Source organism: Rhodococcus sp. 2H158 (genome assembly GCF_053764755.1).
Map to the genome: position 1 here is coordinate 100,315 of NZ_JBSNCE010000004.1, position 22,218 is coordinate 122,532.

Genomic DNA, 22,218 nt, shown 5'->3' on the forward strand with positions numbered 1-22,218 from the left:
ACTCAGCCGGAAGGTCGATGTTCTCGGCAAGCCAGGGCGTGAAATCACCTGCTTCTGATGTCCGGGCACTGAGTGGGTCCGCGACTCGGCGCAGCCTTCCGAGGTCCTTACCGTCCAGCTCCATGGTTGCGATTGTGCGGGCGGCACCAGCCACCGGCGGCCGATTCTCCCAATCGAGGGCCCGCCGCTTTTGAAATGCACAGAAACGGGTAGGAGGAGTTCGCGAGGTTACCCCGGACTGGAAGGCCCAGCTTCGGTCTGTTGCGGTCACCGGGAGAGGTAGAGATGGGGTTCTGGCTCTACAAGTGCAACGCCGCGGAAGGCGGGCCGTCCGGATATTTCGGTGACTGGCTACGGGGCGTGTTCAGTCGAGGTGCCCCTGTCGAGTGGGGCGGGGACTATTCGACGTTGTCGGGTGAGGTGTCCAAGCATCTCGCCGAAGAAGTGACGGCCGGGGACGTGGTGGCGGCCTATCAGACCGATTCGAAGTCCGTGGTCGGGTTCTGCACGGTCACCAAGCTGACTGGGGAGCCCGGCGTTCGCAGAATTTACTTACAGCCCATCCACTGGCTGACGCCGGCGTTCCCGGTGCACGAGCGAAAAGCGGGGACGCCCCTGGAGAGCTCGAATGCAGTCAACGGCCCCGCGGCGTTCCGCGAACTGCCGGATGCCGAGATGCAGGCCCTCGTGACGCTCAGTGGCGCACCCGATCGTGTGCTCGAGGGCAAGCCCGCGAAGGACGGATGGCGTCCTGTTCCGATACGCGATCCCAGTGAATTGCTCGTGCCCCTCGACGAGGTCTGGGCCGGCCACACCCGCGGCTACTACGGCCTGGAAGAGTCGTGGCGGCAGGACGGCGTGGTTCTCGCACCCAAGTCGGTGACGTTCTTCGCGAGCTTGGACGATCTGCGGGACTACTTGCGGTGGAGGGTCGGGCAGTGGGAGGCGGACGGGTACGTGAGGACCGTCGGCGTGGAATTCCGAGCCACGGCGGCCCAACTCGTCGACGGTGACGAAGGCACCGGCGCAACGGTGACGTTGGAACCGTTCACCTACCGCGACACCCCTCCCGAGTTCGGAGGGACCGGCGACTGACGCCCGGAGGTGCCGTTCCGTCGGTCTACGGCGTGGTCTTCCCCGCCCTCTCAGCCACTCCTCGGCGGACCTGTCGGCGCAGATCCTCAACAACCGGGGCATGTCGCAGAAGCTGCTGGAGGCGTTGTTACCGACCGTCTATGAGCGCCCGAAGGATGCAGTCCAGCGCTGTTCGCCTACTCGGAGAAAGTCAGTCGACGGCGTAGTAGCGGTTGTAGGTCCCGTAGCCAGTTGGTTTGCGTCCGATGACTCCGCGCTCGACCAGTCTTCGCAGCCGGTCTTCGGCCTCACGGCGGGTGATGAAGAGCGAACCGGCGACCGTGCCCTCCGACTGGAAGGCGTCGTTCTCGACGAACAACTCGAAGGTTTGCCGGTCGCAGTCGTCGTCGAGCCGAGCCTGTATCGCCCGACGGTGGTCGACGGACAGGCGGTGTGGGGCCTCGGCGGGCTGGGACTCTTCCGGTTCTTCGGCTTCCGCTTCGGCCTCGGGCGGGAGCGCGCTGTGCAGGAACGCCTCCGCATCCCGCGTTTCGGGGATCACGGCCCGGTAGGAGCCTCTGCCTGCTCGCTCGATCACCCCGAGAGTCAGGAGTCGACGCAGCCGTACCCCTGTCGCGGCGGGGGACAGCTCGAACAGCGCAGCGGCACGTGCACTCGACAGACGCTTGCGTCGGGAGACGAACAGGTCGTAGGTCTCGCGGTCGCGGCGGGTCGGTAGCAGGGCTTGCACCTCACGCCTGAAAGTCATGATCGCATCGAAGGGGTCGGGTTCCGCGGAGGGCACCGTCTCCGATTCCTCGGCCTGGGTGCCGGCATTCATCGCCGCGGTGTCCTGAGGCCCGCCCTCGTCGACGTCGTTGACGTTGTCGATCGGGCGGTAGATGCCGTCGGACAGTTGCTCGACCCGGCCCATCACGATAAGCATCGCGAGTCGTTCCAGGGCGTCCTCCGGGGTGATGCCCAATCTCCTGGCGAGGTACGTGACGGTCACCGGCTTCGGTCGAGCACGCACGATGTGCAGGGCTTCGAGTGCCGCGTCCTCCGAGCAACCGGCGGATTCTTCGTCCGGCACGTCATTCGGGGCGGGGCCGGCATCGTCAACGACGGGTGCGAGGCCCGCGAGGGCCGCGGCGCGGCCGTGGCAGCGGATGGGTCGTCGTCCTCGATGACGATGCCGTTGGGCAGAGTGATTCTCACGATTCCTCCGGTGGTGCACGGGGCCGATCTGCCGGGTCCGGTTGCAGAGTGTGACGACTGTTCGACGTGCGAGTGAGGGGGTCGATCGCATCGACAAACGTCCTCCGCGAGGCCTTCGTGACCCGGAGTGGCGCTGTCGTCGCCTGCTATGTCGAGCCGGGTCCACGCGAGTCGGGGGGCGAGACGAACTCGACGGGTACGTCGTTGACCACGTTTTCGGTGAACGAGAAGCTGCCGTCCTCGAAGTGGGTCGGTCTCGCCAGGCGCAGCAGTCTGCCGTCGTCGTAGACGCCCATCACCCGCCAATATTCCTCGGCCCACCAGACTCCTTGGCCGAGCCGCACTTCGCCGGGTCTCACGGGGACCTCCTGGTCGGAATCGAGATGCCGCCGTCGACAGGAGTATCGGCCATGTGCCCAGTTATGTTCCCGCGCCCATCGCGGCGACCAGGACCGGCAGGTCGTCCGCGACGACGAGGGACAGTGGGCTCTCGTGGGGCTTGCCGCTGTGCGTGATGATCAAGGCGGTCGGCGGGAGTCCGCCGTCGGCGGGTGGGGAGAGTTTCTTGATGGCCTGCGGCACGGTCGTCTTGCGGGACAGATGGACGGCTCGATCGTGGGGCTCGACGAACTCCAGCGCCGCGCCCACGGTCTCGCCTTCGACGATCTCGTCGGTGGCCAGGCGGTGTGCGAGCCAGCGTGCGATGCAGTTGGTGGTCAGCAGACCGCGGTAGGTGCGGTCGTCGTAGATGGGAAACTGCGAGTAGTCGTGCCGGCGGATCTCCTCGAGGACCGAGCGGAGCGGATCGTCGAGTCCGAAAGACGCGAGTGGGCGTTGCGGGAGCACGTGCAGCACCGTCGGCGGACTGATGATCTTGTCCCGCAGCCTCTCGATCGCCTCGACGATCTCCGGCACCGGGTCGGCAACGGGTCTGCCGCCGTGGTAGTCGTGGTGCACCAGGGCGTTACGCAGATCGGCGAACGCGCGCAACGCCGGCAGATCGACCCGGGTGTGGTGTCGCCGGGCGTATTCCTCGGCCATCCGGACGAAACCGGCCCGGCTGTCGCCGGTCTGGAGTTTCCATGTGAAATGGTTCTCGATCGCGGTGAACGCGGCCAGGAATCGGATCGCACCGCTTACCTCGTCCATCACGTTCCATCTTCCTGAGACAGGTCTGCGCTTTCGCAGACGGGAGTGGGCATCGATGAGATGTGACGCGTCTGTAGGACTTCTATCCTCCGCCTTCGCGGATTCGTACCGCCGATGGCCGCTCGGGGAGCCGGCAGCGCCGGCCGGGTGTCTCCGATCAGCACACCGCCTGACCGGCCACTCCCGGTTCGACCCTTCGGACCTGTTGTGGCCCAGACTGAACGGAGTCGCGAGATCGTCGTCGAACGGCGGAACCAGGCATGTCGCCGGTTCTCGCCGTCGGGCCGTCCGGAGGTCGTACCGTCGAACTCACGGGCCGGTGGTGATGCCACCGGCCACGGGCAGAATCGAGGCTCGTCGTGCTGCTTCGTGGTACCGCAACGTCGTCCGCCGGGGTTGCACCCGCTTTTCCGGGCGTCGCCCTTTCCGTTGTGTCCGCCGCGGCCGCGGCAGCAGTCGGTGTCCGCGCGGGCGCGGCGGCATCCGGGTCGTCGCCCATGCCGACGTGAACGGCGACGGAAGGACCGGCACACCGGGACCGGGCGTCGCCGGAGCCCTGTTCCTCCCGCTCGCGGTCCAGAACTTCGTGATGGTCTACAACTCGACCGCCATGAACGTGGCCCTGTCGGCCATAGTCGCGGATCTGCAGACCACTCTGACCGCCGTACAGTCGGCGATCTCGCTGTACTCCCTCGTCATCGCCGCGTTCCTGATCACGAGCAGCAAGCTGGGAGGCCGCCTCGGCTACCGACGAACCTTCGTCCTGGGCGCGGAGATCTTCGGGCTCGGCACGCTCATCACTGCCGTCGGCCCGAATATCGTCTTCATGTTGGTCGGCTGGTCCCTGCTCCAAGGGATCGGTGTGGCGCTCATGATCCCGGCCATGCTTGCCCTGCTCACCGACGCCCTGACCGGCGCCACGCGGACGAGGGCGCTGTCGACGATCGGGACGGTCGGCGGGGTCGCCGCGGCGGCAGGCCCCATCGTCGGTGGCGTGATCACCAGCTACCTGAGCTGGCGGGTGTCGTTCCTCATGGGAACCGTGGTGACGGTTGTCGTGCTGCTCCTCATGCGCCGGGTCGCCGACCCGGGGCGGCGCGGCGTTCCGGCGGGGGATCGTCACTTCGACGTCCTGGGAGCGGTGCTGTCCGCGACCGGATTCGGACTGCTCGTCGTCGGGACCCTGCTGGCCGGCAGGTACGGCCTGGTCCGGGCCCGGCAGGACTTCGAGGTGCTCGGGTACACGGTGCTCGAACGGGGCGGGGTGTCGCCCGTGCTCGTACTGGGCAGTGCCGGGCTGATGGTCCTGGTCGCGTTCGCCGCATGGGAGCACCACCTCGTGACGAACGGTCGAGATCCGCTGGTGCGGATCGCGGTGCTGCGAAACCGGACGACGCGGGCCGGCTCGGAGACTCTGGCGATGCAGGCGCTGGTGACCGCGGGTGTCCTGTTCCTGGTGCCGGTCTTCCTGCAGACGACGCTGGGTTTCGACGCGCTGTGGAGCGGCCTTGCCATGCTGCCCGTGACGCTGGGGCTGATCGTCGCCGCCTCGGCGGCGGCCCGGCTCGTCGCCGGCCGCCGAATGACCCATCGGGCCGCCCAGCTGTGGTCGTTCCTGTTCATGATCGCGGGGTGCATCGCGGTGGCCGCCATGTTCGACCCGCGCGAGACGGGGCAGGGCGCGACGGGCCTGGCGCTCGCGCCGGGGCTCTTCCTCCTCGGTGTGGGTCAGGGCATGACGATGACGCTGACCGACCTGATCCAGTCGACGCCGCCGGCGGAGGAGGTGAGCGACGTGACAGGGCTGTCGCGGAGCATCAACTACCTCGGGAGCTCACTCGGAGTGGCACTGGCCGGTGCGTTCCTGACGACGGCGCTGGTCTCCTCGTTCCAGTCGGGGGTGGCCGACAGCGCCGTGCTGAACGCCGCGGAGAAACAGCTCGTCCAGCAGACGGTAGACCAGCAGGTCCAGGTCACCGCGCTGAGCGACGACCAGGTCGGTGCCAACCTCGTGTCGCGGGGCGTCGGGGGTCCCGCTGCCCACGAGCTCGTGCGGATCAACGCCGACGCCAGGAACCGGGCCCTGACCTTCGCCGTCGGCGCGATGGCGGTCATGTCGACCGTCGGCTACGTTGTCGCGCTACGACTCCCGCGGGTACCTGCCCGGCGTCGGTGACGGGTGGCCGCGCCCTCGTTTGCGCAACTGCCCACGTCGGAGATCGGGACGGTCCTACACTCGGCGCATGGCTGCGCTGCGGGTGGCGGACGAACCGGTGGACAATTCGAAGCTCGACAACCGGGCGCCGTCGGTGGCCCGGCTGTTCGTCGACCGGGTCGCGGCGACTCCCGAGGCCGAGGCCTTCCGGTATCCGGAGGGCGACGGCTGGGAGAGCGTGACCTGGAGGCAGGTCGGCGACCGGGTCGACATGCTCGCCGCGGGCCTGATCGCCCTGGGGGTCCAGCCCCAGGATCCGGTCGCGGTCGCGTCGTCGACCCGGTACGAATGGGTGCTCGCCGACTTTGCAGTGATGTGCGCCGGCGCCGCGACCACCACCATCTACCCCACGACCAATGCCCCCGACGTCGCCTTCATCGTCGCCAATTCGGGCAGCGGCGTCGTGGTCGCGGAGGACCGGACCCAGGTCGACAAGCTCGCCGCCCACCGCGCCGACCTGCCGAAGGTGCGGACCGTGGTGGTCATCGACGGCGAGGGCGACGGGGACTGGGTCATCACCCTCGCCGACCTGGAGGGCAGGGGCCGGAAACTGCTCGCCGAGTCGCCCCGCGTCGTCGCCGACCGGGTCGACGCGATCCGGCCCGAACAGCTCGCCAGCATCATGTACACCTCCGGCACCACCGGGAAGCCGAAGGGCGTGCTGCTGCCGCACTCGGGGTGGACGTATACGGCTGCGGCCGTCGACGCGGTGAACATCCTCGGTCCCGAGGATCTGAACTTCCTCTGGCTGCCGCTGTCGCACGCCTTCGGCAAGGTCATGCTGGCGCTGCCCCTGCAGATCGGTTTCACCACCGTGATCGACGGCCGCGTGGAGAAGATCGTCGAGAACCTCGCCGTCGTGCACCCCACCTTCATGGGCGCGGCGCCGCGCATTTTCGAGAAGGCACACGCCCGCATCGAGGCGATGATCGCCGAGGAGGGCGGGGCGAAGAAGAAGATCTTCGACTGGGCCCTCGGCGTCGGACTGCGTGTCTCGCAGGCCCGGCAGGAGGACCGCGCACCGTCTCGCCTCGACAGGCTCCGGTACCGGCTCGCCGACCGTCTCGTGTTCTCCACCATCAAGGAGCGTTTCGGCGGTCGCCTGCGGTTCTTCGTCTCGGCGGCGGCCCCGCTCGACCGTGCCGTGGCGCAGTGGTTCGACGCAGCCGGCATCATCATCCTCGAGGGGTACGGCCTGACCGAGACGTCCGCCGCGTCGTTCATCAACCGCCCGTACGCGTACCGGCTCGGCACCGTCGGCTGGCCCTTCCCGGGCACGGAGGTGCGGATCGCCGCCGACGGGGAGGTACTGCTGCGCGGGCCGGGCGTCATGGACGGCTACCACGAGCGGCCCGACGCCACCGCAGAGGCCCTCGAACCCGACGGCTGGTTCCACACCGGCGACATCGGGGAACTCGACGCCGACGGATTCCTGCGGATCACGGACCGCAAGAAGGACCTGTTCAAGACCAGTCAGGGCAAGTACGTCGCGCCGTCCGCGATCTCCGCCACCTTCAAGGGCATCTGCCCCTATGCCAGCGAGATCGTCGTGTACGGAGAGAGCCGGCCCTACTGCGTCGCCCTCGTCGGTCTCGATGCCGAGGCGATCACCGAGTGGGCGGACAAGAACGGCATGGCCGGCAGGGAGTTCGGCGAGATCGCCCGGGACGAGCGGACCCGCGAGCTGATCGCCGGCTGCATCGACCGGCTCAACGACCGGCTCAACCGCTGGGAGCAGATCAAGAAGTTCACCGTCCTCGACCGGGAGCTGTCCATCGAGGCGGGGGATCTGACGCCCAGCATGAAGCTGCGCCGCAAGCTGGTGGTCGACAATTTCGCCGACCGGATCGAGCAGCTCTACGTCTGACCTCCGTCGCGGATCACCGCCGGCCTCACCCCGTTACCGAGTGCTTGCGCCGACCGTCTCGTATGCCTCCGCCAGCAGCGCGACGACGCCGTCGTCGAGCTGGTCCGGGGTGGCGATGCTCAACCGGTGGGTCGTCACCTTTCCGGTGGTCGGGAAGGCCTCCCGCAGCTGTGGGTGATGGACCCGCCGCGGCAGGTCGATCGCGATCTCGAGCCGCGACGAATAGACGAACGCCGCCGCGAACACACGACCGCGCCCCCACCGCACCTCGGCGGGGCGGACCTGCTCCTCGACGTCGTCGCCGAGGCCCAGCACGAGCGTGCGGAGCCGGCAGAACATGTCGACGGCGGCGGCGTCCTTGTCGGCCAGGTAGTCGTCGATCGTCGCGTGCATCGCGGGCTCCTCGCCTGGGTGGCTCAACGGGACCGGCCGTAACGGTCGGCGAGTTTGTCTTCGGTGCTGCGCTCCGCCGGAGCAGGCACCGGTTCGGCCTCGGGTGCGGCGGCCGGCGCCGGGTTCTTCCGCTTGCGGCGCTCGCGCAGCTCCGCCCACACGAAGTACCCCAGGCCCAGCGGCGCCATGATCCCGAACGCCACCCACTGCAGCCCGTACGACAGGTAGGGGCCGGCGTCGAGCTGCGGCAACGGGATCGTGCCCAGCCCCCCGGCCTGGTTCTCGGACAGCTGCAGGTATCCGCCCGTCAGCTCCAGGCCGGTGAACGCCGCGATCTGCGCAGGGTCGATCGAGTAGACCTGGGTGCGGCCGGCGTCGCGGAACGGGGTCTTGCTCTCGGCGGTCCCCTCGGACATCCGCAGGCGGGCGTCGACGGTCACCGTACCGGCCGGTGCCGGGGCGAAGGCGGGGATCTCGGTGCCCCGCTCCGGGCGCACGTATCCACGGTTCACCAGGACGGTGCGGCCGTCGGCGAGCCGGAACGGCGTCAGTACCTCGTAGGCGGGGGAGGACTCGACGCTGCGCAATCGCACCAGCAGGTCGGAGTCCGGGAGGTAGGAGCCGGTCGCGACGACGCGCCGCCACTCGTCCTCCGGTGCCGGCGCGGGGCCGGTCAGCAGCTCCTCCACCGGCACGGGGTCCGTGGCCAGCGAGGCGGTGATCCGGTCGTTGCGCTCCTCGGTGGTGGTGTTCTTGCCGAGCTGCCACGGCGCGAGCACGGTGAAGCACGCGTAGGCGAAGCCGCCCACCACCAGGGCCAGCACCAGCCAGCTCGGGCGGAGCAGGAACGTCAGTCGTCGCACGTATCCACGGTAGCCGGTGGCGCGGGCCTCATTGCCGTCGCACCCAGTCGAGCAGGCCCGGGATCGCCGCCTCGATCTGCCGCCGGACCAGTTCGAACTCGTGCCGGTCGCCGTAGTACGGATCCGGTACCGACTCGCTCTCGGCGTCCGGGTCGAAGCTGCGCAGCAGCACCCGGCGCTCGGCGGGCACCCCGAGCTGCGCGAGCACCCGGTCGTGGCCGGCGTCCAGTGCGACCACCAGATCGGCGGCGAGCTGCTCGTCGGTCACGCGCCGGGCGCAGTGCCCGGTCGGGTAGCCGTGCCGCCGCAACAGGTCCGTGGTGCGTGGATCCGCGTCCTCGCCGGCGTGCCAGTCGCCGGTGCCGGCGCTGGTGACCCGTACGCGCTCGGCGAGACCGGTCCGGCGGAGGTGCTCGGCGAAGATCTTCTCGGCCATCGGCGACCGGCAGATGTTGCCGGTGCACACGAACGTCACGTGCAGGCGCTCAGCGGTCACCGGTCAGCACCCTCGTCAGTTCGTCGACGCTCGCCGTGGACCGGTGCGCGACGGCCGCCTCGTCGGCGGCGCCGTACCCCCACTCGACGAACACCGTCGGAATACCCCACCGCGCCGCGCCCGTCACGTCGTGCTCGCGGTCGCCGACCATGACCACGCCCGCGGTGCCGCCGTCCTCGGCGGCGACCGGGTCCACCCCGAGCGAGGCCAGACTGTGCGCGATCACGTCCGACTTCGCCCGCCGACTCCCGTCGTCGCTCGCGCCGCCGATGAACTCGAAGTGGCCGGCCAGCCCGAAGTGCTCGAGGATGCGTACCGCGAAGCCCTGGTTCTTCGACGTCGCGACGGCGAGGCGGCTGCCGGCGTCGCGCACCCGCTCGAGCATCGCCGCCACCCCGTCGAACACGGAGTTCTCCGCCCAGCCGCGCGCGTCGTAGCGCTCGACGTACGCGGTCAGCGCCCGATCCACCTGCTGTTCGTCGAGACCGAGCCCGCGCAGGGTGTCGATCATCGGCGGACCGAGGACCCGCTGGGGCTCGTCGTGCGCCGGTGCGGGAACGCCCACGGTGGCGAGCGCATGCCGGAACCCGTCGAGCACGCCCGCCGCCGAGTCCGTGAGGGTGCCGTCCAGGTCGAACAGCACGACGGGCGCGGGCAGCAGCAGTGGATGCAGGTCGGCGAGAGTCGTCACGTCCCCATTGTCCCGGCTCCCGGCGACGCCCGCCGCGTAGGGTCTCGGGCAGCACCCGGGGAGACGACGAAGGAGGAGCGGTGACGGCGGTGACCCTGCGCGAGGTGATCGACGTACTCGAGACGGCCTACCCGCCGTCGCTGGCCGAGTCGTGGGACTCCGTCGGGCTGGTCGCCGGTGATCCCACCGAGCCCGTGAGCAGGGTACTGCTCGCGGTCGACGCGACCGCTGCCGTCGTCGACGAGGCCCTCGCCTGGGGTGCGCAGTTGCTCCTCGTGCACCACCCGCTGCTGCTGCGCGGCGTCGACACCGTCGGCGCGCACACCCCGAAGGGCGCCCTGATCCACCGGCTCATCCGAGGCGGCTGTGCGCTGTTCACCGCCCACACCAACGCCGACCGTGCCGACCCGGGCGTGTCCGATGCGCTGGCACACGCGCTCGGCCTGACCGGCCTGCGGCCGATCGAGCCCAAGCCCGAACCGGCGGTCGACAAGTGGGTGGTCCTCGTGCCCGCCGACTCGGCCGAGACGGTGCGCGCCGCCCTGTTCGACGCCGGTGCGGGCCGGCTCGGGAACTACCGCGAGTGCTCCTGGACCACCTCCGGGACCGGACAGTTCCGTCCCGAGGCCGGGGCGGATCCGGCGGTCGGCACCGTCGGCGAACTCGAACGCGTGGCCGAGGACCGCATCGAGGTCGTGGCCCCGCGATCGGTGCGCGGCCGGGTGCTTGCTGCCCTGCGCGCGGCGCACCCGTACGAGGAACCCGCGTTCGACGTGCTCGAACTCGCCGATCTGCCCGGCTCCCGAGGTCTCGGCCGGGTCGGTGAACTCCCGGCGCCGCAGACGCTGCGCGAGTTCACCGAGCGGGTCGCGGCCGCGCTGCCGGCCACCGAGTGGGGGGTGCGCGGTGCCGGCGACCCCGACCGGATGATCCGCACCGTAGCGGTGTGCGGCGGGTCCGGCGACTCCTTCCTCGGCACCGTCGGCCGGCTCGGCGTCGATGCCTACGTCACCGCGGACCTGCGGCACCATCCCGCCGACGAGCACCTGCGCGCCGGCGGCCCCGCGCTTGTCGACGTCGCGCACTGGGCCAGCGAGTACCCGTGGTGCGCCCAGGCGAAGGGTGTGCTCGACGACGTGTTCGCCGACCGCGACGGCTGGTCGACCCGCGTCAGCGCGCTGCGCACCGATCCCTGGACCACCGCAGCCCGGTAGGTCCGGGTTCCCCGTGACCGGCCGCGCGGTACGGTAGGCAGCTACCACCCCCCTTGATCTCGTCGCCGAAAGCAGGAACCCGCCGAGTGAACGTCGAACCCGCCGTGCAGTCCAAGCTCCTGGCCCTCGCCGCTGTGGACGCCGAGGTGACCCGCCTGGCGCATCGGCGCCGCACCCTGCCCGAACAGCAGGAGGTCGAGCGGCTCGAGGCGGAACGCACCGCGCGCCGGGACGCCGCCGTCGCCGTCGAGATCATCCTCGACGACCTCGACCGCGACATCCGCAAGCTCGAGGGGGAGGTCGAGGCGGTCCGCCAGCGGGAGGAACGCGACCGCACGCTCCTCGCCGCCGGCAGCGTGGGCGCCAAGCAGCTGTCCGAACTCCAGCACGAGCTGACCAGCCTCGAACGCCGGCAGGCCCTGCTCGAGGACGAGCTGCTCGAGGTCATGGAACGCCGGGAGGCGTCCAAGGCCGATCACGACCATGCCGGCGCGCGGCTGTCGAGCGTCGACGAGGAACTCGCCGACGCCGCCCGCCTGCGCGACGAGGCGCTCGCCGACATCGAGGTCGCCGAGCAGCGGTGCCTGAGCGACCGCGCGGCACTCGTGGAGGCGTTCCCGGCCGAGCTGGTCGACCAGTACGAGGCGCAGCGGACGAAGACGGGCATCGGCGCGGCCCTGCTGCGGGCGCGCCAGTGCGGCGCATGCCGCCTCGAGCTCGACCGCGGCGAGATCTCTCGCATCGCCGCCGCCGCCCCCGAGACCCTCGTACGCTGCCCCGAGTGCAACGCGATCCTGGTGCGTACCAAGGAATCCGGGATTTGAGCCGGGTAGTTGTCGAGGCCGACGGCGGCTCGCGCGGCAATCCGGGCCCCGCCGGCTACGGTGCGGTGGTCTTCGGCGCCGACCACGAGACGGTGCTGGCCGAGCGCAGCGCGAGCATCGGCCGCGCCACCAACAACGTGGCCGAATACCAGGGCCTGATCGCCGGATTGACCGCCGCCGCCGAACTCGGGGCCGACGAGGTCGACGTCCGGATGGATTCCAAGCTCGTCGTCGAGCAGATGTCGGGCCGATGGAAGATCAAGCACCCGGACATGATTCCGCTCGCCGCCCGCGCCCGCGAGCTGGCCCGGGAATTCTCGCGGGTCGAGTTCACCTGGGTGCCACGCGCGGAGAACGCCTACGCCGACCGGCTCGCCAACGAGGCGATGGACGCCGCCGCGTCGGTCGCTTCGGGTTCCGAATCCGCTTCTCCCGCAACGGAATCGGCAGCCCCACCGGCGAAATCGCCCGGCTGGACCGGCGCCGTCGGCACGCCCACCCGGATGCTGCTGCTGCGGCACGGGCAGACCCCGCTCTCGGTGGAGCGCCGCTACTCCGGCCGCGGCAACCCGCCGCTGACGGAACTGGGCCGTGCGCAGGCACGCGCGGCCGCCCGTCGCCTCGGCGAGCGCGGCAACGTCGCCGCGGTGGTGTCGTCGCCGCTCGGGCGGGCCCGGGAGACCGCCGATGCCGCGGCGTCGGCGCTCGGTCTGCCCGTGACGGTGCACGAGGGCCTCATCGAGACCGACTTCGGCAAGTGGGAGGGGCTGACCTTTCTCGAGGCGGCGCAGCGCGATCCCGACCTGCACCGGCGCTGGCTGGGGGACACGTCGGTGCGGCCGCCGGGTGGGGAGAGCTTCGACGAGGTCCGCGGCCGTCTCGCCACCGTCCGCGACGACCTGGTCGCGGAGTACGGCGGGGCGAACGTGCTCGTCGTCTCCCACGTCACGCCGATCAAGACGCTGCTGCAGATGGCGCTCGACGCGGGGCCGGCGCTGCTGTACCGCCTGCACCTGGACCTCGCGTCGCTGAGCATCGCCGAGTTCTATCCCGACGGCGGCGCGGCCGTGCGGCTGGTCAACGACACGTCGCACCTGTAGGCGCCGTCGGCGCCGGTGTGCCCTTCGGGCCGCGCCCGCCGCCCGAAGGACGCACCGCCGGCAGCGGACCGGCCGCTCACACCTGGAGTCTTCGGAGCGTGCGCAGGTTCCGCGTCGTGGTCACCGCCTTGTAGCGCGGTTTGCCGGTGTTCCGGCCGAAGGCGCTCTTGACCGTCTGCCCGCGCTCGACGTCCCAGTAGAGGACCCCGTTGCCCCGGGCGACGCGCTCGACCGCCGGGTCGAGACCCTCCGCCGTCGCCGCCAGTTCGTCCAGAACCGCGGGATCGGCGACGAACATCGCGTACGCGTGCCGGCCGTCGCGCTCCTCGAACGGGTAGGCGTCGACGATCGCCGCGACGGCCGCCTGCTCGTGGACGAACACGAACGCCTCGTACCCGAATCGATCACGCAGCGCCGCCTCGATCCGTGCCTTCGCTTCGGCGGTGTCGGCGGTGTCGGCATCGAACACCACGTTGCCCGAAGCGAGCACGGTGCGGACGTTGCCGAAACCGAGCCCGGCGAACACATCCTTCAGATCCGCCATCGCGATGGTGATGCCACCGACGTTGATTCCCCGCAGCAGAGCCACATATCTCGCCATGGCGGTACCGTAGTTCGCATTTGCGACAGGTGAGGCAGTACCCTGATCGACGCGGACGAGTTGGCCGGGCGACCGCGGCTCAGGGAACCGGCACCGTGGCGGTGCCAGGCCCTGGATCGAGGAAAGTCCGGACTCCACAGAGCAGGGCGGTTGCTAACGGCAACCCGAGGTGACTCGCGGGACAGTGCCACAGAGAACAGACCGCCCACCCCTCGGGGTGGGTAAGGGTGAAACGGTGCGGTAAGAGCGCACCAGCGCCCCGGGTGACCGGGGCGGCTCGGTAAACCCCGCCCGGAGCAAGGTTGAAGGCCGCACCGACTCGTTCGGTGCGGCTGCGCAGGTGTCCGAGGGCTGCTCGCCCGAGCCTGCGGGTGAACCGCTCGAGGTACCCGGCGACGGTGTGCCCAGATGGATGGTCGCCACCCCGCCTCGGCGGGGTACAGGATCCGGCTTACAGGCCGGCTCGTCCGCCCACCCGGCTCAGATCGGGGAGACGACCAGCAGGTGCGCCCAGTAGGAGGCGGCCTCGTGCCCCAGGTAGGGGAGCAGGAAGTCGTAGAGCAGGTACGACATGCGGTGCCTTTCGAGTCGTCGAGCGGGGACCAGGGGCCGACGGTACCAGCCGCGCCGCGCGTGCGGGTTGCCCCGAAACTCGGCGCCGGTTGGGGCAGACTGGGAGTCATGAGCGACGAGGGCTGGTACTACGACGTCCACACCGGAAAGGTCAGCCAGGGAAAGGACCCCAGTGCGCTGAACCGCATGGGGCCGTATCCGGACCGCGCCACCGCCGAACGGGCACTCGAGATCGCGGCCGAGCGCAACAAGGCCGCGGACGAGGCCGACGAGGAGTGGAACCGCTGAGCGGTTCCGCAGCACGGTGACGAACACCCGCATCGTCGTCGCGCCCGCGATCGACTTCGGTGCCGTCCGCGCCGAGTTCGCGCTCGACGACAGTTATCCCCTGCCCGCCGTCGCCGAGGCCGAGGCCGCGGTCGACCGCTGGTCCGCCGCGCGGGTGGACCGCACGGATCTGCCGCTGGTGACCATCGATCCGCCGGGCTCGATGGATCTCGACCAGGCGCTGCACCTCGAGCGCACCGTCGACGGCTTCGTCCTGCACTACGCGATCGCCGACGTCGCGGCCGTGGTCGCACCCGACGGCGCGCTCGACCGCGAGAGCCGGCGCCGCGGACAGACCTACTATCTGCCCGACGGGTCGGTCCCGCTGCACCCCCGGCCGTTGTCCGAGGATTCGGCCAGCCTCCTCCCCGGCCGGCTGCGTCCGGCGGCGCTGTGGCGCATCGTTCTCGACGACGCCGCCGAGCCCGTGGACGTGAGCGTGCGGCGCGCACTGGTCCGGTCCGTCGCCCGGTTCGACTACGCCGGAGTGCAGGCCGGCGTCGACGCCGGGATCGTGCACCCGTCGATCGCGGCACTGCCCGAGTTCGGCGGGCTCCGCGAGGCCGCGGCCCGGGCACGCGGCGCGATCGAACTGCGCCTGCCCGAGCAGGACGTGGTCGCCGACGGGAACGGCTGGCGGTTGACCACCCAGCCGCGCACCGAGGTCGACGACTGGAACTCCCACGTGTCGCTGCTGACCGGGATGTGCGCGGCGCAACTGATGCTCGACGCGCGGATCGGGCTGCTGCGAACCCTGCCGCCGGCCGCCCCCGAGGCCGTGGCGCAACTGCGGCGCACCGCCGCCGCGCTGGGAGTGCCGTGGCCGGACCAGGTGCCGGTGGGTACCTTCCTGGCCGGCCTCGACGTGAACCTGCCCGGCACCCTGGTGCTGATGAGCGAGGCCCCGGCGCTGCTGCGCGGCGCGTCGTACGTGGCGTTCGACGGTGAGATTCCGGAGCAGCCGGGACACGGGGCGATCGGTGCGCCGTACGCACACGTCACCGCGCCGCTGCGGCGGCTGGCCGACCGGTTCGTGACGGAGGTGTGCCTGGCGCTCTGCGCGGGCACCGACGTGCCGGACCCGGTGCGCGCCGTGCTCCCGGAGCTTCCCGATACCATGTCCGGCTCCGACGCGCTCGCCGGGAAGGTGACCCGCGCGTGCATCGAACTCACCGAGGCGACGGTCCTCGCCCCGCACGTGGGGGAGTCGTTCGAGGCGACGGTCCTGCGTGCGGCGAACGGCCGCCGGGACGCCGAGGTGTTCGTTTCCGACGCCACCGTGATCGCCCCGTGCACCGGCGAGCCGAAGGAGGGCAGCCGCATCCGGATCCGGCTGACGCACGCCGACCCGCAGGCCCGGAAGGTGCGGTTTGCGTACCCGGCGTGACGTCGCTGCCGGATGGGAGCGGCGGCCGTGAACGCATCCCGACCGCCGCGCCGGCCGCGGGGCCTGCTCGTCGGCCTCGCTGTCCTCACGGCGGTGCTCGTGGTCCTCACGGTGCTGGTGCTCCGCGGGGCACCGAGCAGGTATCTGCCCTGGGACACCGCCGCCTTCCCGGACGTGGACACCTCGGCGTTGACGCTCCCGCAGGCGCGGATCGTGGAGTTGCTCGAGGACGAACACCGGACGCAGCGGCCCGGGACGTTCTACTCCGAGGGCGCCGAGGAGCCCTGGTGCGCGAACTTCGTCAGCTGGATCATGCGGGAAGCGGACCGGCCGCTGGCCAATCCGCATTCCGGGCACTGGCGGATCCCCGGCGTGTACACCCTGCAGGAGTACTACGAGTCGGTCGGCCGATTCGAACAGGCCGCCGACGGCTACCGGCCGGCGGTGGGCGACGTGGTGCTGTACGAGAACGAGCTGTGGGTCGGCCAGCACACCAACATCGTCGTCGCGGTCGACGGCGACACCGCGACGACGGTCGGCGGCAACGAACTCGGCCGCATCCGCGTCCACACCGTCGACTTCACGTCCGACTCGGCGGTCGTCGGGTTCGGCCGCCTCGAGTGAGGATCAGCGGAAGCGGTCGGTCGCCTCGAGCAGGTGATGGGTGATGCCGGGCTCGTTCGCGGCGTGCCCGGCGTCGTCGACGACGACGAGTTCCGAGCCGGTCCACGTCTTGTGCAGTTCCCACGCGCTCGTCGCGGGGCAGACCACGTCGTAGCGACCCTGCACGATCACGCCGGGGATGGTGCGCAGCCGTCCGGCGTCGCGCAGCAGCTGCCCTTCCTCGAGGAAGCCGCGGTTGCGGAAGTAGTGGTTCTCGATGCGCGCGAACGCGAGAGCGAAACGCGGTTCCGACGTCTCCACGACCCGCTCCGGGGTGGGCAGCAGGGCACTGGTCGCCCCCTCCCACGTCGACCACGCCACGGCGGCCCGCAGCGCGACGTCGGGGTCGGGCGAATGCAGCAGCCGGTGGTACGTGTCGACGGGATGCTCACCGTCCGGCGCACCGGCCAGCGGCTCCAGGAAACGCTCCCACAGCTCGGGGAACAGCTGTCCGGCGCCACCGTTGTAGTACCAGTCGATCTCGCTGCTGCGCAGCAGGAAGATGCCGCGCAGCACCAGCTCGGTGACCCGGTGCGGGTGGCGCTGCGCATAGGCCAGGGCCAGCGTCGACCCCCACGAGCCGCCGAACACCTGCCAGCGGCCGATCCCCAGGTGCCGCCGCAGGGTCTCGATGTCGGTGAGCAGATACTCGGTGGTGTTGGCGGACAGATCGGCGCCGTCGGCGACGTGCGGCACCGACCGACCGCAGCCGCGCTGATCGAACAGCACGATCCGGTACGCCTCCGGATCGAAGAACTGCCGGTGGGCGGGCAAGGTGCCGCCGCCGGGACCGCCGTGCAGGAACACCACCGGCTTGCCGGCGGGATTCCCGCTGACCTCCCAGTAGATGCGCTGGCCGTCGCCGACGTCGAGCAGGCCCTGCTCGTACGGCTCGATCGGCGGGTACGGCCGCCGCAACGGCATCAGAAACCGACCAGCGCGGAGGCCAGTGTCGGGATCTGCAGGGCCTCGAGCGCCTGGCTGCGCACCTCCGGGCACTGGGCCGAGGCGATCGTGTCGACACGGTCACGGTCCTGGGCGAGCGCCAGCATGTCGATTCCGTTGCGGGCCGCCCACTCGCCGACCAGCAGGTTCAAGCCGGGCTTGCTCATGGACGGGGTGTAGGTCCGCCAGCTCTGCAGCTGGGCCTCCATCTGCGAGCACAGCTCGGCGGCCTGGGCCTCGGTGACCCCACCGGGCAGCGCGCTCGGCGCGGTCGCCGCGCCGGTGCCGGTCGTCGGCTGCGTCGACGCGGGGGTCGACCCGGTGGGGGCGGGCTGGCCGCCGGACGCGCACCCGCCCAGGGCGGCGATCGTCGCACCGGCGACGGCAACGGCGAGCAGTGTGCGACGGGGACGAATCATGTGGGGTGCACCTCGCGGGTCGGTAAGGCCCGGGCCTACGGGTGAGCGGAACCTCCGGCCGGACCGGCCGCAGGTTCCCCTCGTCCTGCCGGATCAGAAGGAATGCTCGGGACCGGGGAACGTCCCGGCCGCCACCTCTGCAGCATATTCGGCCGCGGCGCGGCGCAGTTCGTCGCCCACGCTGCCGAACTTCTTGACGAACTTCGCGGTCTTGCCGCTGGTGTATCCGGCCATGTCCTGCCACACGAGGACCTGGGCGTCACACTCGTTGCCGGCACCGATCCCGACCGTGGGGATGGTCAGCTTGCGGGTGACCTGGCCGGCGATGTCGGCGGGCACCATCTCCATGACCACGGAGAAGGCGCCGGCCTCCTGCACGGCGATGGCGTCGGCGATGAGCTGTTCGGCGCCGTCGCCGCGACCCTGCACGCGGAATCCGCCGAGGCTGTTGACCGACTGCGGGGTGAACCCGACGTGGGCCTGGACGGGGATGCCGGCGGCGGCGATCGCGGCGATCTGCGCGGCGACCCGCTCGCCGCCCTCGAGCTTGACGGCGTGGGCGCCGCCCTCCTTCATGAAGCGGATGGCGGTGGCGAGAGCCTGCTCCGGCGACGCCTCGTAGGTGCCGAACGGCAGGTCGGCGATCACCAGGGCGTGCGGCGCGCCGCGCACCACGCCGCGCACCAGGGGGAGCATTTCGTCGACCGTGACCGGCACGGTGGTGTCGTAGCCGTAGACGACGTTGGCGGCGGAGTCGCCCACGAGCAGCACCGGGATACCGGCCTCCTCGAAGATGCGGGCGCTCGAGTAGTCATATGCCGTCAGCTCGGCCCAGCGACGGCCCTCGGCCTTCATGGCCTGCAGATGATGGACCCGCGTCTTGCGCCGAGGCGAGGCGGACGGGGCGGAGCCGCCGTAGAGGGCAGCGGTGGATTCGGACATCAGAGGTCCCTTTCTGCCTCGAGGCCCGTGCGGGTCCCCGGGTTGGGTGATGACGGTCTCAGTCTGCCACCGGCTCCATTCGGGCAGTAGCGGCGCCGGCGGTGCGATTGGTCACATCCGCCGGATGCGGCGGCGGACCGGACCGAACCGGCCGCGTCGGCGCGGGTGCTGGCCGTGGCACCATCGCTGGGTGTCGTCCCTTTCTCTCCGCGTCCCGGCGCGCGCCGTCGCGCTGGCCGCCGCGGTGCTGCTCGCCGCCGGCTGCAGCACCACGACCGAGACCGCACCGCCGCGGACGTCGCCGATCGGCGCCCCGGCCGGCCTCGAACAGTTCTACGGGCAGCAGGTGCAGTGGGGGTCGTGCCGGGACTACGGCACCGACGGCGAGCAGCTGCCCCGCGGGGTGCAGTGCGCGCGGATCACGGTGCCGCTGGACTACGACGACCCCAATGGGGAGACGATCACGGTGGCGATCTCCCGCTCGCCCGCGTCCGGGCAGCGGATCGGCTCGCTGCTCGTCAATCCCGGCGGGCCGGGTGCGTCCGGGATCGGGCTCGCCACCGTTGCCGACGGCACCGAGCTGACCGACCGGTTCGACATGATCGGATTCGATCCCCGCGGCATCGGGGCCTCCGAGCCCGCGGTGCGCTGCCGCACCGACGCCGAGGCGGATGCCGACCGCTCGTTCGACGACGGCGACATGAGCCCCGAGGGCATCGCACGGACGGAACAGCGGCACCGCGACTACGTCGATGCCTGCGCGCAGCGCGCCGGGACCGGCCTGCTCGCCCACGTGGGCACCCGCGAAGTCGTGCGCGACATGGACGTGCTCCGCTCCGTCCTCGGCGACGAGAAACTGAACTACCTCGGGTTCTCGTACGGCACCCGGATCGGCACGCTCTATGCGGAGACCTTCCCCGACCGGGTGCGGACGATGGTGCTCGACGGTGCGCTCGATCCCGAGCAGGACCCCCTCGACGAGGTCCTGCTCCAGGCGGCCGGATTCCAGACGGCGTTCGACGCCTTCGCGGCGGACTGCGCCCGCTACGACGACTGTGTGCTCGGCACCGACCCGGCCGCGGCGGTGGGCCGGTTCCGGGCCCTGGTCGACCCGCTGATCGTGGCGCCCGCGGAGACCACGGATCCGCGCGGCCTGAGCCACCGGGACGCGATCACGGGGGTGCAGCAGGGTCTGTACTCGCCGCGGCTGTGGGGCTCGCTGCGGGCGGGGCTCGCGGCGCTGACCGAGGGCCGGGGCGACACGTTGCTGCTGCTCGCCGACCTGTACGAGGGACGCGGCGACGACGGCACCTACACCAACTCCACCGACGCCTTCAACGCGATCCGGTGCGTGGACGACCCGCCGGTGACGGACGCGGCCGTCGCGGCCGAGGCCGACCGGCTGTACCGGCAGGCCGCGCCGTTCCTCGACGACGGCCGCGCGAGCGGCGCCGCGCCGCGGGATCTGTGCGCCTTCTGGCCGGTGCCGCACACCGGTGAGCCGCACACCCCGGACGTGCCGGGCCTGCCGACCGTGCTCGTCGTCTCCACCACCGAGGATCCCGCAACGCCGTACCAGGCGGGGGTGGACCTCGCGCGGCAACTCGGCGGCGCACTCGTCACCTTCACGGGTACCCAGCACACCGTCGTGCTCGACGGCGAGGCCTGCGTCGACGACCCGGTGATCAGGTATTTCGTGACCGGGCAGGCGCCGGCGGCGGACCCGCGGTGCTGACGGCGCGACGATGTGAGCGACACGCCGGGACCACAACCCGCGGATGTAACACGGATTTAACGCACTGTGCCTAGTCTCGGCCGTATGGATCGCCAGAAGGAGTTCGTGCTCCGCACCCTCGAAGAGCGCGACATTCGGTTCGTGCGCTTGTGGTTCACCGACGTGGTCGGAACGCTCAAGTCCGTGGCGATCGCCCCGGCCGAACTCGAAGGGGCCTTCGAGGAGGGCATCGGGTTCGACGGCTCGGCCATCGAGGGATTCTCCCGCATCTCCGAGGCCGACATGGTCGCCCGGCCGGACGCCTCGACCTTCCAGGTGCTGCCGTGGGCCGACAGCAAGGGTCAGCAGTACTCGGCCCGCATGTTCTGCGACATCACGATGCCCGACGGCACCCCCAGCTGGGCCGACCCGCGGCACGTGCTGCGCCGCCAGCTCAACAAGGCGTCCGACCTCGGCTTCAGCTGCTACGTGCACCCCGAGATCGAGTTCTTCCTCGTCGAGAACGGTGAACCGGGCGCGCCGCCGGTGCCGGCCGACGACGGCGGCTACTTCGACCAGTCGGTGCACCGCTCGGCCCCGAACTTCCGCCGCCACGCCATCGACGCGCTGGAGTCGATGGGTATCTCCGTCGAGTTCAGCCACCACGAGACCGCGCCCGGTCAGCAGGAGATCGACCTGCGCTACGCCGACGCGCTGTCCATGGCCGACAACGTGATGACCTTCCGCTACGTGGTCAAGGAGATCGCGATGTCGGAGGGCGTGCGCGCGACGTTCATGCCCAAGCCGTTCCGCGAACACGCGGGCTCGGCCATGCACACCCACATGAGCCTGTTCGAGGGCGAGAACAACGCCTTCCACGATCCCGACGATCCGCTGCAGCTCTCGGCCACCGGCAAGGCATTCATCGCCGGGGTGCTCGAGCACGCCAACGAGATCAGCGCCGTGACCAACCAGTGGGTCAACTCCTACAAGCGCATCGTGCACGGCGGCGAGGCACCCACCGCGGCCTGCTGGGGCCCGTCCAACCGCTCCGCTCTGGTGCGAGTGCCGATGTACACGCCGAGCAAGGCGTCCTCGCGCCGGGTGGAGATCCGCACGCCCGACTCGGCCTGCAACCCGTACCTGACGTTCGCGGTGCTCCTGGCCGCCGGCCTGCGCGGCATCGAGAAGGGCTACGAGCTCGCCCCGGAGGCCGAGGACGACGTGTGGGCGCTGACCTCCGCGGAGCGGCGCGCCATGGGGTACCGGGAGCTGCCGACCGACCTCGACATCGCCCTGCGCGAGATGGAGAAGTCGGAACTGGTGGCCGAGGCGCTCGGCGAGCACGTGTTCAACTTCTTCCTCCGCAACAAGTGGACGGAGTGGGAGAACTACCGCAGCCAGGTCACCCCGTACGAGCTGGATCAGTACCTGGGCTTGTAACCCTTGCCGGCCGCGGCCGCACGAGGGAGTCGCCGCGGACCGGACGGTTGACGACGACGAAGAGGTGAGGTCCGTGCCCACTCGGGCGGTAGTGTCCCGC

General features: G+C 70.7%; 22 protein-coding genes and 1 other RNA gene. 12 read left to right on the top strand and 11 right to left on the bottom strand.

The annotated features are described in order from the left end of the window. Positions 1–285: 285 nt before the first annotated feature. On the top strand, positions 286–1,095 hold the full coding sequence (locus tag ACWPOB_RS05165) for a hypothetical protein (protein WP_455400121.1): 810 nt from the start codon (positions 286–288) through the stop codon (positions 1,093–1,095). Between the two features lie 190 nt (positions 1,096–1,285). Here the strand turns inward: ACWPOB_RS05165 and ACWPOB_RS05170 are convergent, their stop codons facing one another. From ACWPOB_RS05170 to ACWPOB_RS05180, 3 genes are all read right to left on the bottom strand, one after another. Beyond that, positions 1,286–2,167 (bottom strand): hypothetical protein, encoded by an 882-nt coding sequence (locus ACWPOB_RS05170; protein ID WP_455400122.1) that lies wholly within the window; start codon positions 2,165–2,167, stop codon positions 1,286–1,288. A 271-nt stretch (positions 2,168–2,438) separates the two neighbouring features. Then, a complete protein-coding gene (locus tag ACWPOB_RS05175) occupies positions 2,439–2,651 on the bottom strand; it encodes a hypothetical protein (RefSeq protein WP_455400123.1) in 213 nt (70 codons plus the stop codon). Positions 2,652–2,712: 61 nt separating this feature from the next. Further along, positions 2,713–3,441 carry a CBS domain-containing protein gene (locus ACWPOB_RS05180; protein ID WP_455400124.1) on the bottom strand — a complete coding sequence of 243 codons (729 nt, stop codon included), beginning with the start codon at positions 3,439–3,441 and terminating at the stop codon, positions 2,713–2,715. Positions 3,442–3,946: 505 nt separating this feature from the next. Here ACWPOB_RS05180 and ACWPOB_RS05185 point away from each other — a divergent pair. Further along, on the top strand, positions 3,947–5,617 hold the full coding sequence (locus ACWPOB_RS05185; RefSeq protein ID WP_455400125.1) for an MFS transporter: 1,671 nt from the start codon (positions 3,947–3,949) through the stop codon (positions 5,615–5,617). A 67-nt stretch (positions 5,618–5,684) separates the two neighbouring features. Continuing rightward, complete coding sequence (locus tag ACWPOB_RS05190; protein ID WP_100055369.1) at positions 5,685–7,523, top strand: AMP-dependent synthetase/ligase; 1,839 nt, start codon at positions 5,685–5,687, stop codon at positions 7,521–7,523. Between the two features lie 33 nt (positions 7,524–7,556). Here ACWPOB_RS05190 and ACWPOB_RS05195 read toward each other — a convergent pair whose 3' ends face one another. Genes ACWPOB_RS05195 through ACWPOB_RS05210 form a run of 4 tightly spaced genes read right to left on the bottom strand, consistent with a single transcriptional unit; the run spans position 7,557 to position 9,966 of the window. Further along, positions 7,557–7,916 (bottom strand): DUF5655 domain-containing protein, encoded by a 360-nt coding sequence (locus ACWPOB_RS05195; RefSeq protein WP_100055370.1) that lies wholly within the window; start codon positions 7,914–7,916, stop codon positions 7,557–7,559. A gap of 23 nt (positions 7,917–7,939) precedes the next feature. Then, complete coding sequence (locus tag ACWPOB_RS05200; protein ID WP_100055371.1) at positions 7,940–8,779, bottom strand: SURF1 family cytochrome oxidase biogenesis protein; 840 nt, start codon at positions 8,777–8,779, stop codon at positions 7,940–7,942. A 28-nt stretch (positions 8,780–8,807) separates the two neighbouring features. Beyond that, positions 8,808–9,215, bottom strand: a complete 408-nt coding sequence (locus tag ACWPOB_RS05205; RefSeq protein ID WP_455400200.1) for a low molecular weight protein-tyrosine-phosphatase — start codon at positions 9,213–9,215, stop codon at positions 8,808–8,810. A gap of 49 nt (positions 9,216–9,264) precedes the next feature. Next, positions 9,265–9,966: an HAD hydrolase-like protein gene (locus tag ACWPOB_RS05210; protein WP_100055373.1), complete on the bottom strand. Its 702-nt coding sequence runs from the start codon at positions 9,964–9,966 to the stop codon at positions 9,265–9,267. Between the two features lie 80 nt (positions 9,967–10,046). Here ACWPOB_RS05210 and ACWPOB_RS05215 point away from each other — a divergent pair, with 80 nt between their 5' ends. The 3 genes from ACWPOB_RS05215 (at position 10,047) to ACWPOB_RS05225 (ending at position 13,104) form a co-directional block, all read left to right on the top strand. Beyond that, positions 10,047–11,180 (top strand): Nif3-like dinuclear metal center hexameric protein, encoded by a 1,134-nt coding sequence (locus tag ACWPOB_RS05215; protein WP_455400126.1) that lies wholly within the window; start codon positions 10,047–10,049, stop codon positions 11,178–11,180. Between the two features lie 86 nt (positions 11,181–11,266). Further along, positions 11,267–12,004 carry a CT398-like coiled coil hairpin domain-containing protein gene (locus ACWPOB_RS05220; RefSeq protein ID WP_165038669.1) on the top strand — a complete coding sequence of 246 codons (738 nt, stop codon included), beginning with the start codon at positions 11,267–11,269 and terminating at the stop codon, positions 12,002–12,004. Then, a complete protein-coding gene (locus ACWPOB_RS05225; protein WP_455400127.1) occupies positions 12,001–13,104 on the top strand; it encodes a bifunctional RNase H/acid phosphatase in 1,104 nt (367 codons plus the stop codon). Before ACWPOB_RS05220 ends, ACWPOB_RS05225 begins: the two co-directional genes overlap by 4 nt. A 76-nt stretch (positions 13,105–13,180) precedes the next feature. On the opposite strand, the gene ACWPOB_RS05230 is transcribed toward ACWPOB_RS05225, so the two are convergent. Then, positions 13,181–13,705, bottom strand: a complete 525-nt coding sequence (locus tag ACWPOB_RS05230) for a DUF1697 domain-containing protein (protein ID WP_455400128.1) — start codon at positions 13,703–13,705, stop codon at positions 13,181–13,183. Positions 13,706–13,761: 56 nt separating this feature from the next. Here ACWPOB_RS05230 and rnpB point away from each other — a divergent pair. From rnpB to ACWPOB_RS05250, 4 genes are all read left to right on the top strand, one after another. Further along, an RNA gene (rnpB, locus tag ACWPOB_RS05235) (RNase P RNA component class A) lies at positions 13,762–14,175 on the top strand. A gap of 211 nt (positions 14,176–14,386) precedes the next feature. Next, entirely contained in the window at positions 14,387–14,566 is a 180-nt protein-coding gene (locus ACWPOB_RS05240) for a hypothetical protein (protein ID WP_006947711.1), read from the top strand. A gap of 16 nt (positions 14,567–14,582) precedes the next feature. Beyond that, positions 14,583–15,992 (top strand): RNB domain-containing ribonuclease, encoded by a 1,410-nt coding sequence (locus ACWPOB_RS05245; protein WP_455400129.1) that lies wholly within the window; start codon positions 14,583–14,585, stop codon positions 15,990–15,992. A 12-nt stretch (positions 15,993–16,004) separates the two neighbouring features. Beyond that, a complete protein-coding gene (locus ACWPOB_RS05250; RefSeq protein ID WP_455400130.1) occupies positions 16,005–16,616 on the top strand; it encodes a CHAP domain-containing protein in 612 nt (203 codons plus the stop codon). Between the two features lie 3 nt (positions 16,617–16,619). On the opposite strand, the gene pip is transcribed toward ACWPOB_RS05250, so the two are convergent. From pip to panB, 3 genes are all read right to left on the bottom strand, one after another. Then, on the bottom strand, positions 16,620–17,579 hold the full coding sequence (gene pip, locus ACWPOB_RS05255; RefSeq protein WP_100058197.1) for a prolyl aminopeptidase: 960 nt from the start codon (positions 17,577–17,579) through the stop codon (positions 16,620–16,622). After that, on the bottom strand, positions 17,579–18,019 hold the full coding sequence (locus tag ACWPOB_RS05260; RefSeq protein ID WP_455400131.1) for a hypothetical protein: 441 nt from the start codon (positions 18,017–18,019) through the stop codon (positions 17,579–17,581). The genes pip and ACWPOB_RS05260 overlap by 1 nt, the downstream gene beginning before the upstream one ends. Positions 18,020–18,112: 93 nt before the next feature. Continuing rightward, entirely contained in the window at positions 18,113–18,961 is an 849-nt protein-coding gene (panB, locus tag ACWPOB_RS05265; protein ID WP_100059167.1) for a 3-methyl-2-oxobutanoate hydroxymethyltransferase, read from the bottom strand. Positions 18,962–19,151: 190 nt separating this feature from the next. Here panB and ACWPOB_RS05270 point away from each other — a divergent pair, with 190 nt between their 5' ends. Beyond that, the gene (locus ACWPOB_RS05270) at positions 19,152–20,696 is read left to right on the top strand and encodes an alpha/beta hydrolase (RefSeq protein ID WP_455400132.1); all 1,545 of its coding nucleotides are present in this window, start codon (positions 19,152–19,154) and stop codon (positions 20,694–20,696) included. An 84-nt stretch (positions 20,697–20,780) separates the two neighbouring features. Next, positions 20,781–22,118: a glutamine synthetase family protein gene (locus ACWPOB_RS05275; RefSeq protein WP_029544266.1), complete on the top strand. Its 1,338-nt coding sequence runs from the start codon at positions 20,781–20,783 to the stop codon at positions 22,116–22,118. The last annotated feature ends 100 nt before the right edge of the window (positions 22,119–22,218 follow it).

Excerpts from the sequence above, each read along its gene's own strand:
- ACWPOB_RS05165 (WP_455400121.1), top strand. The coding sequence starts at position 286 with ATGGGGTTCTGGCTCTACAAGTGCAACGCCGCGGAAGGCGGGCCGTCC.
- ACWPOB_RS05180 (WP_455400124.1), bottom strand. The coding sequence starts at position 3,441 with ATGGACGAGGTAAGCGGTGCGATCCGATTCCTGGCCGCGTTCACCGCG.
- ACWPOB_RS05190 (WP_100055369.1), top strand. The coding sequence starts at position 5,685 with ATGGCTGCGCTGCGGGTGGCGGACGAACCGGTGGACAATTCGAAGCTC.
- ACWPOB_RS05195 (WP_100055370.1), bottom strand. The coding sequence starts at position 7,916 with ATGCACGCGACGATCGACGACTACCTGGCCGACAAGGACGCCGCCGCC.
- ACWPOB_RS05205 (WP_455400200.1), bottom strand. The coding sequence starts at position 9,215 with ATGGCCGAGAAGATCTTCGCCGAGCACCTCCGCCGGACCGGTCTCGCC.
- ACWPOB_RS05230 (WP_455400128.1), bottom strand. The coding sequence starts at position 13,705 with ATGGCGAGATATGTGGCTCTGCTGCGGGGAATCAACGTCGGTGGCATC.
- ACWPOB_RS05240 (WP_006947711.1), top strand. The coding sequence starts at position 14,387 with ATGAGCGACGAGGGCTGGTACTACGACGTCCACACCGGAAAGGTCAGC.
- ACWPOB_RS05250 (WP_455400130.1), top strand. The coding sequence starts at position 16,005 with ATGGGAGCGGCGGCCGTGAACGCATCCCGACCGCCGCGCCGGCCGCGG.
- pip (WP_100058197.1), bottom strand. The coding sequence starts at position 17,579 with ATGCCGTTGCGGCGGCCGTACCCGCCGATCGAGCCGTACGAGCAGGGC.
- ACWPOB_RS05260 (WP_455400131.1), bottom strand. The coding sequence starts at position 18,019 with ATGATTCGTCCCCGTCGCACACTGCTCGCCGTTGCCGTCGCCGGTGCG.
- panB (WP_100059167.1), bottom strand. The coding sequence starts at position 18,961 with ATGTCCGAATCCACCGCTGCCCTCTACGGCGGCTCCGCCCCGTCCGCC.
- ACWPOB_RS05275 (WP_029544266.1), top strand. The coding sequence starts at position 20,781 with ATGGATCGCCAGAAGGAGTTCGTGCTCCGCACCCTCGAAGAGCGCGAC.